General features: G+C 41.4%; 10 protein-coding genes and 1 pseudogene. 10 read left to right on the forward strand and 1 reads right to left on the reverse strand.

All coding sequences use genetic code 11. From position 1 onward, the window contains the following. Both AC3WTJ_RS34270 and AC3WTJ_RS34275 read left to right on the forward strand, forming a co-directional pair. Positions 1–1,701 (forward strand): annotated as a pseudogene (locus AC3WTJ_RS34270) (hypothetical protein); the annotation flags it as partial. 480 nt (positions 1,702–2,181) lie between these two features. After that, a complete protein-coding gene (locus AC3WTJ_RS34275) occupies positions 2,182–5,394 on the forward strand; it encodes an S-layer homology domain-containing protein (RefSeq protein ID WP_492525893.1) in 3,213 nt (1,070 codons plus the stop codon). A gap of 54 nt (positions 5,395–5,448) precedes the next feature. On the opposite strand, the gene AC3WTJ_RS34280 is transcribed toward AC3WTJ_RS34275, so the two are convergent. Beyond that, entirely contained in the window at positions 5,449–6,162 is a 714-nt protein-coding gene (locus AC3WTJ_RS34280) for a stalk domain-containing protein (protein ID WP_492525895.1), read from the reverse strand. 104 nt (positions 6,163–6,266) lie between these two features. Between AC3WTJ_RS34280 and AC3WTJ_RS34285 the strand changes: the two genes are divergently transcribed. The 8 genes from AC3WTJ_RS34285 to AC3WTJ_RS34320 all read left to right on the forward strand — a co-directional run bounded on the left by AC3WTJ_RS34285 (position 6,267) and on the right by AC3WTJ_RS34320 (position 14,563). Next, positions 6,267–6,821 carry a hypothetical protein gene (locus AC3WTJ_RS34285; RefSeq protein ID WP_492525897.1) on the forward strand — a complete coding sequence of 185 codons (555 nt, stop codon included), beginning with the start codon at positions 6,267–6,269 and terminating at the stop codon, positions 6,819–6,821. Between the two features lie 144 nt (positions 6,822–6,965). Next, positions 6,966–7,238: an alpha/beta-type small acid-soluble spore protein gene (locus AC3WTJ_RS34290; RefSeq protein ID WP_492525899.1), complete on the forward strand. Its 273-nt coding sequence runs from the start codon at positions 6,966–6,968 to the stop codon at positions 7,236–7,238. Between the two features lie 324 nt (positions 7,239–7,562). Next, positions 7,563–8,768, forward strand: a complete 1,206-nt coding sequence (gene metK, locus AC3WTJ_RS34295; RefSeq protein WP_492525901.1) for a methionine adenosyltransferase — start codon at positions 7,563–7,565, stop codon at positions 8,766–8,768. Positions 8,769–8,959: 191 nt separating this feature from the next. Further along, positions 8,960–9,319, forward strand: a complete 360-nt coding sequence (locus tag AC3WTJ_RS34300; RefSeq protein ID WP_492525903.1) for a hypothetical protein — start codon at positions 8,960–8,962, stop codon at positions 9,317–9,319. A gap of 190 nt (positions 9,320–9,509) precedes the next feature. After that, the gene (locus AC3WTJ_RS34305; RefSeq protein WP_492525905.1) at positions 9,510–12,113 is read left to right on the forward strand and encodes a stalk domain-containing protein; all 2,604 of its coding nucleotides are present in this window, start codon (positions 9,510–9,512) and stop codon (positions 12,111–12,113) included. A gap of 95 nt (positions 12,114–12,208) precedes the next feature. Beyond that, the gene (locus AC3WTJ_RS34310; protein ID WP_397370667.1) at positions 12,209–13,396 is read left to right on the forward strand and encodes a sensor histidine kinase; all 1,188 of its coding nucleotides are present in this window, start codon (positions 12,209–12,211) and stop codon (positions 13,394–13,396) included. Beyond that, the gene (locus tag AC3WTJ_RS34315) at positions 13,374–14,099 is read left to right on the forward strand and encodes a response regulator (protein ID WP_127453353.1); all 726 of its coding nucleotides are present in this window, start codon (positions 13,374–13,376) and stop codon (positions 14,097–14,099) included. Before AC3WTJ_RS34310 ends, AC3WTJ_RS34315 begins: the two co-directional genes overlap by 23 nt. 65 nt (positions 14,100–14,164) lie before the next feature. Then, positions 14,165–14,563 (forward strand): hypothetical protein, encoded by a 399-nt coding sequence (locus AC3WTJ_RS34320; protein ID WP_492525908.1) that lies wholly within the window; start codon positions 14,165–14,167, stop codon positions 14,561–14,563. The last annotated feature ends 10 nt before the right edge of the window (positions 14,564–14,573 follow it).

The raw sequence follows: 14,573 nt of genomic DNA on the forward strand, positions 1-14,573 counted from the left end.
GTAGCCGAGTTGAAATTATCCTTGAATAAAGATATTGATAAAGCCGGAGACTTTAACTTTACGGTGTTAAACCAAGCAGCGATCGCTACGGGTAAAGTGAGTGTTCAATCCCAAAAAATCGCAACAAAAGTTGAAATCGGCGATTTGAGTGATGTCATTGCAGCGGGCGATGAGGATGTGTATGTCCCAGTCGTAGCTTATGATGCGTCCGGCAATCAATTGAGCATGGATGATCTGACAAGTGATGATAACGTAGAGCGCATTCAAGTGAATGTTTCTGGAGTTCTAGGTACAACAACACCGAAGATCCTCCAGTCGGGTGAACACAGAGGAACCATTAACCTGCACAACATTGCGATGAACAGCAAAGGTGCGGTAACAGTAACCGCGATCATCGTATCGCCAAATGCCCAAAGCACAGCGACAAAAACGTATACGATCAGCGATGTTCGTGTACCGGATCGTTTGAAAGAAGTTGAAGCACCAGCGGCTTCCATTCTTCCAGGGGCACATGCGTCCTTCCAATACCAAGTGCTTGACCAATATGGCAAAGTGATGGATAAAGCATGGGATAGCGATGGCAATGGGAACGCGGTTGCCAATGGTTCCGGGAAATATGGCTACACGGTAGAGCTTGTTGATGCGACAAGCGGGACAACAACATCCGTCAGCCCAGCGTTTGCTACGAATGTTTCCAATAGTACAGCGGGTGTAACGACAGATGATGATGTACCAGGCAACGTGTACCAAGTGTACAGCGGCCGCGTGGTAGACGGTAACGGCAATGAAGTGAAAGAAAATGGTACACAAGCTGATTTCGAGAAATTTAACGACGGATTCCGCTTTGTAGCGCCAACAACAAATCCAGCAGCATCGTACAAATTCTATGCTCGCATCGTAAAACATGAAGGTACAACAGCAACAGAAATCGCTAAAATCGATAAAAACATCGATGTAATCACAAGTGCGCAAGATTTGACGTACTCCGTAGGTGAACTCGGCAATATTGCGAACGTGCTGGATAGCGGCATTGCAGCGAGCACTGTAGCAGCAGATCCAAATGCGGATGATGCGTTCAACGGTACAGGACACAGCCAATTTGCGAAAGAGATCAAGATTACGGCAACGAATAATGCCGGTGAGTCGGTGGCATTGCCAGGTATTATTACAAGTGCCACATCTTCGGATTCCACGGTAGCTGTTGTAGGTTATGATGCAGCAAACAAAAAAGCGTATGTACTGGGTAACAAAACAGGCACAGCGACGATTAGCGTTACGTACCTGACAACGAAAAATGAGTACAAACAAGCGACATTAAGCGTAACGGTTAAAGGCGATGCGATCTCCGTAGAGTCCTTGACAGCTGGCAACAGCAGCTATGATGTGACAGCAACAGAAGTAACAGCAGGTGCATTCAACATGTACGGCGGCATGGACTTGGAAGTTCGCGATAACTACGGCATTAAGTATGATGGCGGCGCGAACGGCGTTGTACAAAAATACAATGGCGTATACGGACTGACGTTTATTGCGAACCACATTGTTCTTGGCGCTATGACAGGCACGCCAACAGCGGCTGACAATGCAGTGACGATCAATGCAGATGGCACTGTGAGCTTCGGAGCGAACGTGAAGAAATTCGATCTGACAGTGACAGCGCCAAACGGCAAACAAGTAACAACTGCGATTAATGTTCGTTAATTGACTTAAACAATTAAAGAAAAGACTGCTGGATTTCATAGGCAGTCTTTTCTTTTTTTATTATTTCCTCTGAAGATAAAAAAACTCATTAACATTCAAATGTATAAAATAAGACAGCTGCATTTATTAAAAATTCGTTGTTCATGCTGAATTGCTATAGAATCCCCTAGAAAATCGTTTAATCAGTAAAATTAATTTTAAAAAATGAATAAAAACTTTTTTTAAACCGCAACTTTTTAGATTTTAGTGCGTTTAATACTCTGAAAGCAAGGAAACAATAAAGAGTTAACCAGTTTATAATAAGCCATACTGATCTCATAAAATAACTCTTTACGACGCTATTCGACCAATGTATAATGTAAATTGGTGTGGGTGTCTTTCTTCCTACTTTAAGTTTACTAGTTTCCAATGCAGCTACTAGAGCTGCACGCGAACTTAGTTATATTATGCTCTAACTCTGGAAAGGGGGTGAACCAAACTATGAGTAAATTGAGCTCAAATATTGATAGCTTTAACCTAAAAAATAAAACCAAAGATATTCAAGGAGGAGAAAAAAAGGTTATGAAGAAAAGTTTATCCGTAGTTCTTTCTACAGCAATGGCATTATCCATGTTTTCATCCCTAGCATTCGCAGCAAAATCCTCTGCTGATTTCACAGATCTTAAAGATCTTGACGCAGCTACAAAAGCAAAATTTGATGCAATGATCTCTGCAGGTATTTTCGACGGAGTGAGCGACACTACATTTGGTCTTAAAGACGAAATGAACCGTGCTCAATTCGCAAAAGTTGCAGCTTTGATCACTGGTATCGAAGTAAACAAAGATCTTAAAACTTCCAGCTTCTCCGATGTTAAAGCTGACGACGCTGCTAACGGCTACGCTCTTCCTTACATCGAAGCTTTGAAAACTGCTGGTATTACTGACGGCTATGCTGAAGGTCAATACAACCCAGCTGGTAAAGTAACAAAAGAGCAATTGGCTACTTTCTTGGTTCGCGTACTGGGTAAAGATGCTGATGCTAAAGGTAAAACAGGTACTGATACAACAGTTTCCGACTGGGCACAAGGCTATGTAGCACTTGCTCTTGAATTGAAACTTCTTCCTACTGGCGATGCTGGTAAATTCGGTGGCCAATCCAACGCAACTCGTGACCTACTTCTTACTGGTGCATACGAAGCGAAAGCTCAATACGTAGCTCCAGGTAAAGTTGCAGTTACAGAGGCTAAAGCAACAGGCGTACAACAAGTAACAGTTAGCTTCAATAAACCAGTTGATACTGACAAAGCAAAAGTTTCCTTGAAACAAGGTACTGCTGACGTTGTAACAACTACTAAATTTGCTGATGACAAGAAATCTGCTGTATTGACTTTGACTGATACAACAATTAAAGCTGGCGAATATACTGCAACTCTTTCGGGTATTGACGAAGCTAATCTTGGTACAGCAACTGGTAAATTCACTGGACAAAATGAAGTTCTTACAAAAGTTGACTTCGTAAGTGCTAATGACACAGTTGCTCAAGCAAGCAGCGTAATTATTAAAGCTAAAGCTACAAACCAATACGGTGAAAATGCTTCTTTCTCCGCTGGTAACTACAATGGTTATGTTACTGGTGCAGTATTGAAAAAGATCTCCAAAGATAATGATGGTAACCTTCTAGTTACAATCGATACAACAACTACGGGTGCTGGTGGAGCTGTTCCAACTCCTAACGTTTCTATCACATCCATTACTTTGATCTCCAACGACAGCAGCCATATTTCTGCTACTAAAAACTACAAAATTGGTACTACTCCAATTTTCAGTAAATTAGAGCTAGGTTCTGCTCGTTACTCCAATGGTAAAACTGCATTGGCTGGTAAAGGCGAAAACGTTAAATTTGATTTGAACATCTACGATCAATATGGAAGCCTTATGCCGTATGATTCAAACGAAGCTAATTTCGCGAAACCAAAAACTTCTTTGATCTTTAGCGACTACTTCGGTGCAGATAACACTGATTATAGCTATGCAATTGAAGATAACGGAAATAACATTGCACAATTGAAAATTTCCTTGAACAAAGAAATTGATAAGTCTGGTGACTTCAATTTCACTGTTCTGAACCAAGCTGCTATTGCAACAGGTAAACTTACAGTTCAATCCCAAAAAGTAGCTACAAAAGTCGAAATTGGTGATTTGAATGATGTTATTGCAGCGGGTGATGACGATGCATATGTGCCAATCGTAGCTTATGATGCATCTGGTAACAAACTTAGCTTGGATGATCTGACAAGTGATGATAACGTAGCTAGAATCACTGTTAACGTGTCAGGTGTTACTGGTACTGGGGCTACTACTCCTAAAATCCTTCAATCCGGCGAGCACAGAGGTACTGTTAAACTTGATGGAATTGCTACAAACAGCAAAGGTGCTGTTACTGTAACAGCTATCATTGTATCACCTAATGCACAAAGCACAGCAACTAAAACTTATACAATCCAAGATGTTCGTAAACCAGATCGCTTGAAAGAAGTAACAGCTCCAGCAGCTAACCTTGTTGCAGGCGGGAAATCCTTCTTCCAATATCAAGTTCTTGACCAATATGGTAAAGTAATGAAAAAGGTTTGGAACAATGATGGAAATGGTAACGCTTTGGCAAGTGGAGGTATTTCTTACACTGTTGAGCTTGTTGATGCAGCGGCTAGCAAATCTACATCTGTATCACCTGCCTTTACTAATGGAGCTTCTGTTAGTACAGTAGGCGTAACTACAGATGATGATCCTGGAAAAACTGGTTCTGTATACCAAGTATATAGTGGTAGAGTTAAAGAGACATCTTTCGAAACTTTCAATGATGGATTCAGATTCTACACTCCTGTAGGAACTACTGATACAGGATACAAATTCTTTGCAAGAATCGTGAAGCATGATGGTAGTAGTAATACTGAGGTAGCTAAAGTTGAAAAAGACATCACTGTAATTACTTCTGCTGACCTGACATACTCAGTTAACAGCTTGGGTAACTTGGCTAACGTTCTTGATAGTGGCGTAGCTAAAAATAGCGGTGTAACAAGTGCAACATATGCATTTGATACTGCTTCAGGTACTCGCAGCCGTTTCGGTAAAGAAATTAAAGTTTCTGCTACTAACAATGCTGGCGATGCTGTAGGTCTTCCAGGTGTTATTACTGGTGCAACATCATCAGATACTAACGTTGCTGTTGTTGGATATGACGCAACTGGCAAAAAAGCATACGTTCTTGGTAACAAAACAGGTACTGCAACAATTAACGTGACTTATATGACACTTAAAGGTGACTACAAGAACATTACATTGCCAGTAACTGTGAAGAACGATACTATTACAGTTGAAACTTTCACTGCTGCTAACAGTAACTTCACGATGGCTGCTGGAAGTACATTCAATGTTTATGATGCTATCGATGGTAAGGTTGTAGATAACTACGGTCTTACATTTGATGGAAAAGCTGGTGGGAACTTGCAACTTTATGCTAAAACATTTGGTTTAGTTTATGTTGCACAGCACCTTAGTTACTATGGAGATAAAACTGGTGGCGCTGCTGATCAAGTAACTTTTGACTATGCAACTGGTATCGCTACTGTAGGTTCTAACGTAAAAGGTTTTGACTTGACTGTTTCTGCACCTAACGGTAAACAAGTTACAACTGAAATCAAACGCCCAGCTAATTAATAGTAAATAAAAAAGAAGGCCTTTATAGGTCTTCTTTTTTTTATTGTTAGAAAGTCATTCTTTATTAATTGCATGAGTTTGTAAGATGAATTCATGATGAATACTTTTAGTTGTAGTAATATTTTTTTGTGTCAATTGTAAGGTAGCCAACATGCTTTGTTTAAAAGCAGACAAATTTGAATTGCTGTTATCGGCCATCCACGCTTGTAATAAATTTTTTGATTTAGTGATTTGTTCCATCGTTTTTGATTGGCTAAATATAATATCATCTATTTTATTATCTGATTTAATGCTCTTTTTTATGCGGTTTGCGAAATCAAGTGACTCAGTAAATTGGCTAGTTAGGGTTTGGAACTCGAGATCAATAAGTTGAGAATAGCTTGATGGCGAAGCTACTTCTAAATAATAATTGAGATTTTCGGCATATATCCTAAAAGCATAGTCTGTATCACTTAACCAATTGTAGCAATCTGAAAGAAGGGATAAATCGTTATTACTCGATGTGTCATTTTTATTCGGCAAACTGACATTGACACTATACGAAGAATCATCCCAAGCGACATCGGCACCTAACTGCCTTAACATATAAATCGGCACCATCGTTCTTCCGTTATAATTGATAGCTGGCACATCTTCTACCTTAAGATCACTCCCGTTCGTTTTCACGCTTACGATGGGATTACCTTCGAAATCTCCTCGGATTGAGGAAGCGTTGACGGTACTAGTGATAAAGAATAAAATCATAGTAACTGTTAGCAATTTTTTCATAGAATCACTCCGTTTGCTAAATTATTTAACCGTTAATAATTCAACAAAAGAAGTAAGATATCCTTTAATTTTACAGATTATTAAGACAGGAGAGTTAATAGCGAATGAATATGAAAAAAATGATCTTGGCATCAGGCGGTACAATTTTACTATTATCCACATCCCTTTCAGTTTCTCAAGCTGAAGCACCAACCCCAGGCTCGTCCACCGACCCGGTGATCACAAAGAGCTATTTTGATCAGAACACTTTAAGCGAAGCCAAGGTGAAGGAATTAATGGCCTCAGTGATCGCTGCTAGTGCTGGTGGAAGCCAGCCTGGCAGTGGGAGCAACGGAGGCACGGGCACTACACCAGCGCCATCGACGATGAAGGTTGTCCAATTGGCAAATGGACAAACGCTGTACGCCGGTGCTGGCGCTGAGTTTATCGTGCGAAGCGGTAGAGTTCTCACCGTGAGCAACGATGATAATGGCATCCCGGATGTAACGGGAGGCAAGGATCTTCCAGCGGGGACTGAACCTGCGCTGAATCATCTTTTGATTTTTCCAACTGAAGGTCGCGGTATAAAAACATCCCCGAAAAATACAGCGGAAGTTTATGTCATGGTACGTGGAAGCTATTTGTTGTTGAATGCTGATGGAAGCACGGCTGCGAAATAGTTTCTTCTCCACAATTTTACCCTTAATGACAACTTCTTATGAGGTTTGAGATCGGAAATCTAGCCATAATAAAGGTGTCCCCACTTGGGTCAACTGTTTACGGAGCATGGTTCTAATAATAAAAACTCTAAGGAGGCGTTTATTATGGCTAGAAGTAACAACAAGTTGGTTCCTCAATCAAAAAAGGCGCTAGATGCACTCAAATATGAGATTGCTGCTGAGTTGGGATTACCAGTGGGTAAGCAAGTGTCGATGAATTCGGATACCGAGTTTGCGACGGAGTTGGGTTCAATCCCCTCTTCCTCAGTGAAAGAGGACTATTGGGGACACATCTCTTCAAGAGATACCGGTGCTGTTGGAGGGACGATAACCAAAAGGCTGATCCAACGCGCTGAAGAAGCTTTGTTTTCGCTCTAAATTTAGAATTTATTCATAATTTATTCACGACTACATTCATTGACACTAGACGACAAATAAAGTAAGATAATTTATTGAAGGTCAATGTTTAATTTAACCTTTTCCAATCGGGAAAGGTTCATTTTTTTGTTGTCTTTATTTATTAATAGCTTGATTCAAATTTTAGCAGTGCGGAATTCAAAGTTCTTGTCAGCGCAGAGCGCAAAAGAGGGATTCCGTTTGGCGTGAAAAGCTGCCGCTAAAGCCGGGCCCACTTTTTTTCATATAGAGGCATCGAGTAGAAGCTTTTCAAACATACTAAATGATATTAGGAGGATGAATGATATGGCGCAAGTACGTGGACGTCGTTTATTTACATCCGAATCCGTAACAGAAGGTCATCCGGATAAAATTTGTGACCAAATTTCTGACTCGGTATTGGATGCGTTTCTTGCTAATGATCCGAACGCTCGTGTAGCATGTGAGGTATCTGTAGCAACTGGTTTGGTTTTGGTAATCGGTGAGATTACTTCAAGCTCTGAATATGTTGATATTCAAGCAATCGCAAGACAAACGATCAAAGAAATCGGGTACACACGTGCGAAGTACGGTTTTGACTACCAAACTTCCGCAGTTCTTGTTTCTTTGAATGAACAATCCCCTGATATTGCACAAGGTGTTAATAAAGCTCTTGAAGCAAGAGAAGGTAAAATGTCTGATGAGGAAATCGAAGCGATTGGTGCGGGCGACCAAGGTTTGATGTTTGGTTTCGCAGTTAATGAGACACCTGAGCTTATGCCGCTTCCGATCTCTCTTTCCCACCAATTAGCTCGTCGTTTGACAGAAGTGCGTAAGAACGGTACTTTGCCTTACCTTCGTCCAGACGGTAAAACACAAGTAACTGTTGAATACGAGAACGACAAGCCTGTTCGTGTGGATGCAATTGTTGTATCGACACAGCACAGCGAAGAAATAACGTTGGAGCAAATCCAAGCGGATATCAAAGAGCATGTTATTAAACCTGTCGTACCAGCGCACTTGTTGGACGAAAACACAAACTATTTCATCAACCCAACAGGCCGTTTCGTAATCGGTGGACCTCAAGGGGATGCTGGTTTGACTGGTCGTAAAATCATCGTTGATACGTATGGCGGTTACGCACGTCACGGCGGCGGTGCTTTCTCTGGTAAGGATCCAACGAAAGTTGACCGTTCCGGTGCATACGCAGCACGTTATGTTGCGAAAAACATCGTAGCTGCTGGACTTGCTGAAAAATGTGAAGTTCAATTGGCCTACGCAATCGGTGTAGCACGTCCTGTATCTATTGCTGTAGATACATTTGGTACGGCAAAAGTAAGCGAAGAGAAATTAGTTGAGCTGATCCACAACAATTTTGACCTTCGCCCAGCTGGTATCATTAAAGAGCTTGACCTGCGACGTCCAATTTACCGTCAAACGGCTGCATATGGTCACTTTGGCCGTAATGACCTGGATGTTCCTTGGGAGCGTACAGACAAAGCTGAGCTTTTGAAAGCTCAAGCATTAGTTTAATATAGTTAGATAAGCCATCCTATTATGGATGGTTTTTTATTTTCAGTAAAATAGAACATATGTTTGACTCACGATATAAAAAATGGTAATATATACATATACTTAATGACTTTTCATCACGAGAACTTCGTATGTTATAATGTAATTACGATTATAAGCATCTATTATAGATGGATCGGGGAGTGATGAAAATGGATAATGAGTTGAAAGAAGCTTTATCAGCACTGCTGAAGGCTGAATTTTTGCCGATGTATCATAAGATAGATTTGATGGATAAGCGTATGGATGGGATTGAAAATCGTTTGGCTGGTATCGACAACCGCCTAGATGGTCTCGATAAACGCTTAGATGGTATTGATACTCGTCTTAATGGCATCGACAATCGCTTAGATAAGCTTGAAACAGAACAATCCCAAGTTAAACAAGCTGTCTTAGAAACCAATGCAACTGTAAAACGGATTGAACTCATCCAAGAACAGCAGCATTCCATTATTGAACTTTTGTCAGCTCGGTCTATTGAGCATGAAGCTAAAATAAAACGTATTCTGTAAATTTTACAGGTTTTGTATCTCAGGCAGAGAGCAGACCCCATAAGGGATGGCTCTCTTTTTTGTGTTTCTTTGGTGTATAAATACAACTGTAATCCTATCGTAACTTTTTCCATAGTTTAAGAGTCTATATAAGTATCGTGAAAATGATAGATAATAGACTTAGACTGAAAGAGGAGTGTGGAAAAGCAACATGACGGTACAGAAGCAAGTATGGATTGGTGCGCTGGCTTGCGCATTGGTGTGGCAATTGGCAGCTGGAACTACGGTAAGTGCGGCAGGTTCAACGTTGACGCTTAGTTCACAGGAAACAATTACATCAGGCGCAATCATGAAGAATTATGTGTGGACAACAACTAGAAGCAATAAGGATGTTTCGGTAAACGCCAATGTGATCGAGGTCGACTTGACGAATCCGAACGTAAAGATAGACGCAATGGCAGGGACGAATACGCAGTTTACGAAAAACCAAAGTGTTTTGGGCATGGTAAAGGATAGCGGCGCAGTTGCAGGTGTGAATGGAGATTTCTTCAATACGCAGGCTGAAGGTGTCCCGGAGGGCGCTCAAATTACAAATGGAACGGTAATGGCGACGCCGGCCAAAATATCGGGATTATATTCTTTTGCAATCACAAAGAACAATCAGCCGATTATTGATATCCTTGACTTTGAGGGCAAGGTAACAGCGAAAGATGGAACATCTTTTGAACTTGGCGGTGTGAATAAAACGTATTATTGGGATGATAACAATGTCGCGATGATTGCTGATGGACTTTTCTTATATACAAGTGCCTGGGCAATGACACAAAGAGCAGTAGATGGTACGCATGTTCCTACTGAGGCCCTTATTCAAAATGATATCGTCAAGGAAATTGCGGTAGATACGAATATTAAAATGATTGCTCCCGCGGACGGCTACATACTTAGAGGTTCAGGCTTAGCTAGGGAGTTTATCGTAAATCACCTCAAAGTCGGAGATAAAATCACTACCAAATATGATATGGTTCCGCATGATGCTTCCAAAACATATGATTGGAAAAACTTCAAAATGCTTATCGGGGGAAGCACGCTGTTAGTTGACGATGCGAAGCCGAGTTATTTCACGCGAAACATTAATGATTTCAGCGGTTACAGTCCGCGATCACGAACTGCATTAGGTTATTCCAAAGATATGAAAACGGCATACATTATTACCTCCGATCGCAGTGCAGGTAGCGCGGGTATGACACTGCCAGAGCTTCAGCAGTTTATGATTAGTGCTGGAGTTTGGAAAGGCTTAGTTCTTGATGGTGGTGGTTCCACACAGATGGTTTCCAGACCTCTAGGTGATTTTGACCCGAAATTGGTGAATAAAACGGAGAATGGCAACCAACGTTCCGTTGCAAATGGTTTAGGTGTATATTCAACGGCGCCTAAAGGTGAGTTGAAAGGCCTTATTTTAAAAGGTCAAAATATTTTATTCATGAATGAATCCAGCACTTATCAATTCAAGGCATATGACGATTATTTTAACCCGATTTCAGTGGATGGTATCGTTCCACAATGGAGTAGTTCGACAGCAAATGGTGGCTTTAAGGATAATGTATTTACACCTACAGTACCAGGCAAAACGCAGATTACTGCGAAGTCAGGGAAAGGTTCCGCATCCATGGATGTTGAGGTTATCGGCCGGGACCAAATTACTTCCATGGAATTCAATTCAGGCGCTTTTTCATTGACCGAGGGTGGGGATTTTAAGTTGCCTATCATGGTGACAACCAAAAGCGGTGCAACAAGAGAACTGCCCGCGGCATCAGCAACATGGGAACTTAGCGGAGTAAAAGGGAGCTTGAAAGATGGTATTTTACATGTAGATAGTGCTTCAGGTTCTCAAGCTGCTCAGGTTATCGCAAGGTATGATGGCTATAGCACCATGGTTACTCTTCCTGTGGGACAAGAAAAGGTATGGTACGATCTTGATAATTCTGCGGTTATAACTACTGGTGATAAATATCCAGCTGAGGTTGTTTCTTCTGTAAATATTGAACAAGCGAATGGAAATAAGAATTTAGCGATTACTTACGATTTTACAAAAGGTACAGGTACAAAAGCCGCATATGCCCGATTTGATGGTACGAACGGTGTGCAAATTGCAGGTGAACCTGAGTTCATTACAGCTAAGGTCCTCGGAGATGGAAGCTTTAACTGGGTGCGTGCTGAAATTGTTGATGCTGATGGCAAATTGAACTATGTCAGCTTCACAGAAAATACGAACTGGACGGGCTGGCGCAAGCTAACAGCTGATGTCTCCGATCTTAAATTCCCCATTAAGCTTAAGAGCGTTTATGTAGCTAATCCGGCCAATGGACAGGATGAAAGAGCTTCGAAAGGGAAAATTAGTATAGATGATATCTCGTTTATTTATAAAGGACAGCTGCCGGCTTTGCCGAAAAATTCAGTAAAACTTACAGTGAACAAGAAGCAAGTAACAGTAAACTCAAAAGCAATGACGTTAGAGCAAGCACCGACGATTGTAAATGATAATACACTTATTCCAATTCGATTTGTTACAGAAGCTCTCGGCGGTAATGTGAAATGGGATGAGAAAGAACGGAAGGTTACCGTTATTCGCGGGGATAAGCTAATCGATTTGTGGATTGATAATGCAGATCTACTGGCAAATGGGGATCGTGTCACAGCGGAAGTAGCGCCAAAAATTATGAATAATGTAACAATGGTCCCACTTCGTGTAATTTCTGAGAAATTAGGTTTTAAAGTAGGCTGGGATCCCCAAAATTATGGGATAACTATTGAATAAATAGTGCTAGAAGTTCACTTCAAATTGTAAGAACTATGTTACAATATGGGGTAGACTAATTTCTAATATTGTTATTAAAAAGGAGCATGTTTCATTTGCAACCAGACGCTATAGATCGTGTCATAAAAAACGCAATTAACGTCATGGAGAGCAGCAAGTATCAGATGTTCGAGATCGCTGAAGCTTCTCGCTTGGAGAAAGAATCGCTTACTCGTGAACTTGAAGAAATTAAGCATGAAACAAGCATCACGATAGATTTAGTCGACAAGTTAGAGAAGGACTACAAGCGCTCCCGCATTCGACTCACGGAAGTCAGTCGTGACTTTAATAAGTACCGTGAGGAAGATATTAAGGTTGCTTATGAAGCGGCTATTGCCTTTCAATTACAACTTACTATTGCTAGAGAAAAAGAAAATAATCTGAAGACCAGACGCAATGACCTGCAAGTGCGAACTAAGAATGTGGACAAGCAGGTGGAACGGGCTGAAACGATCGTCTCTCAGATGAATGTAGTTTTAGAATACTTATCCGGAGATCTCAATCAGGTCACTCGCATATTAGAATCGGCTAAAAACAGGCAACTGCTTGGTTTAAAGATTATTCTGGCGCAAGAGGAAGAGCGAAAGCGTATTGCGCGTGAAATTCATGATGGTATGGCTCAGACCTTGGCAAATGTTGTGTTACGAACAGAAATTGCTCAGCGCATGCTTATTAAAGAAGATATCCCCGCGGTTAAGGAAGAACTAGTGGATTTGAAGGGACAAGTCAGAGGGGGACTTGAAGAAGTTCGCAAGATCATCTTCAACCTCCGCCCGATGGCGCTCGACGATCTAGGTATCGTACCGACTCTGCGTAAATATGTTCAAGATTGCGAAGAGAAATATCGAATTCGTACGCAATTCAATCTCGTAGGCAAGCAGACTCGGATTCCATCAGGACTTGAAATTGCGATTTTCCGACTGGTGCAAGAAGCTCTATCTAATGTAATAAAACATGCGAAAGCAACTTTCTTATCTGTTGAGCTAACACTGGAACCTGATCAAGTACAAATCTACGTAGTAGATAATGGGGTCGGCTTCGATGTGCCGCAAACAGAGCAGAAAATAGCTAAGGGAAATAATTTTGGTTTGTTAGGCATGCGTGAGCGTGTTGAGCTTCTGGAAGGCACAATGATCATTGATTCCGCCAAAGATTCCGGAACCAAAATTACAATGCTAATCCCTATTGGCGGCGGTGCAGAGAACAAGGAGGAAAATCAAAATGGACAACACGGCGAGTCATAAACGCAATGTGCGAATTGTTATTGCGGACGATCACCAGCTGTTTCGCGAAGGTGTTAAACGGATTATCAATATGGAAGATGATATGGAAGTCATTGGAGAGTGTGGCGATGGGATCCAGGTTATCGAGCTGTGTAATCAAATCACGCCAGATATTGTTCTCATGGACATCAACATGCCACTTGAGAATGGTGTAGTCGCGACTGAGCGCTTAAAGCTTATTTTCCCTGATATTAAGGTTATCATTCTTTCGCTACATGATGATGAGAGCTATGTGTTTGAGACCCTTCGCAAGGGAGCTTCGGGTTATTTGCTTAAGGATATGGAAGCGGAGTCGCTTATAAATGCGATTCGTTCTGTGGTGGCTGGTCACGCGTACATTCACCCCAAAGTTACAGGAAAGCTAATCAACCAACTAAGACGCATGACGTATTTAGATGACGTAGGTGTGGTTGGATCAGGACAGGGCGCTAAGGATTCTGCGCTTAAATACATACATAATACCAACAGTCCACTTACCAAACGGGAAGCGGAAGTTCTTCGTTTAATGGCAGAAGGCAAAAGCAATAAACTGATCGGAGAGTTCCTCTACATCAGCGAAAAAACGGTGAAGAACCACGTCAGCTCCATTCTCCAAAAAATGGAGGTTGATGACCGTACACAAGCGGTTATCATCGCGATTAAGAATGGTTGGGTAACCCTGTAAGACTCCCGTTGTTGGAACCCCTCTACTTTTTGTGGCATACACTGCAATTAAGGGAGGGATCCGCTATGTGGATTGGGTTACTTTGGATCTTGGGTTGCTACGGAATCAGCATCGCAGTGCTTCATCTATTGTTCGGAGCCCGCAAGGGTAGAAAGAAGAAGCCAGCAAAAGTTCTGCTTGTCACCAAAAATAACCAAAATCAAATTGAATGGTATATTCGCTCTTTATTTTTTTTCTCTGGATTAAAAGGCTACGAAGTTACGGCAACGATCTACGATGAAGGGTCTTCTGACGACACCAGGCAAATTATTGAGCGACTATCCCATACCCATTTGCTTGATTTGCGATATCAAATGGATTTTGACGCAGTTGATCAATTTAGGAGTCAGCATGAAGGGGAACCTGTTATTGTTGTTCATCTTAGCAACAGAGAAGATCTTGTGAAAATCCCTGTGGGATGGTAGTAATCGCTTA

The organism is Paenibacillus sp. FW101-FHT12H11 (assembly GCF_058790355.1).

Bases quoted from the DNA above. Each gene is read 5' to 3' on its own strand.
- AC3WTJ_RS34275 (WP_492525893.1), top strand. From the start codon at position 2,182: ATGAGTAAATTGAGCTCAAATATTGATAGCTTTAACCTAAAAAATAAA.
- AC3WTJ_RS34280 (WP_492525895.1), bottom strand. From the start codon at position 6,162: ATGAAAAAATTGCTAACAGTTACTATGATTTTATTCTTTATCACTAGT.
- AC3WTJ_RS34285 (WP_492525897.1), top strand. From the start codon at position 6,267: ATGAATATGAAAAAAATGATCTTGGCATCAGGCGGTACAATTTTACTA.
- AC3WTJ_RS34290 (WP_492525899.1), top strand. From the start codon at position 6,966: ATGGCTAGAAGTAACAACAAGTTGGTTCCTCAATCAAAAAAGGCGCTA.
- metK (WP_492525901.1), top strand. From the start codon at position 7,563: ATGGCGCAAGTACGTGGACGTCGTTTATTTACATCCGAATCCGTAACA.
- AC3WTJ_RS34300 (WP_492525903.1), top strand. From the start codon at position 8,960: ATGGATAATGAGTTGAAAGAAGCTTTATCAGCACTGCTGAAGGCTGAA.
- AC3WTJ_RS34305 (WP_492525905.1), top strand. From the start codon at position 9,510: ATGACGGTACAGAAGCAAGTATGGATTGGTGCGCTGGCTTGCGCATTG.
- AC3WTJ_RS34315 (WP_127453353.1), top strand. From the start codon at position 13,374: ATGGACAACACGGCGAGTCATAAACGCAATGTGCGAATTGTTATTGCG.
- AC3WTJ_RS34320 (WP_492525908.1), top strand. From the start codon at position 14,165: ATGTGGATTGGGTTACTTTGGATCTTGGGTTGCTACGGAATCAGCATC.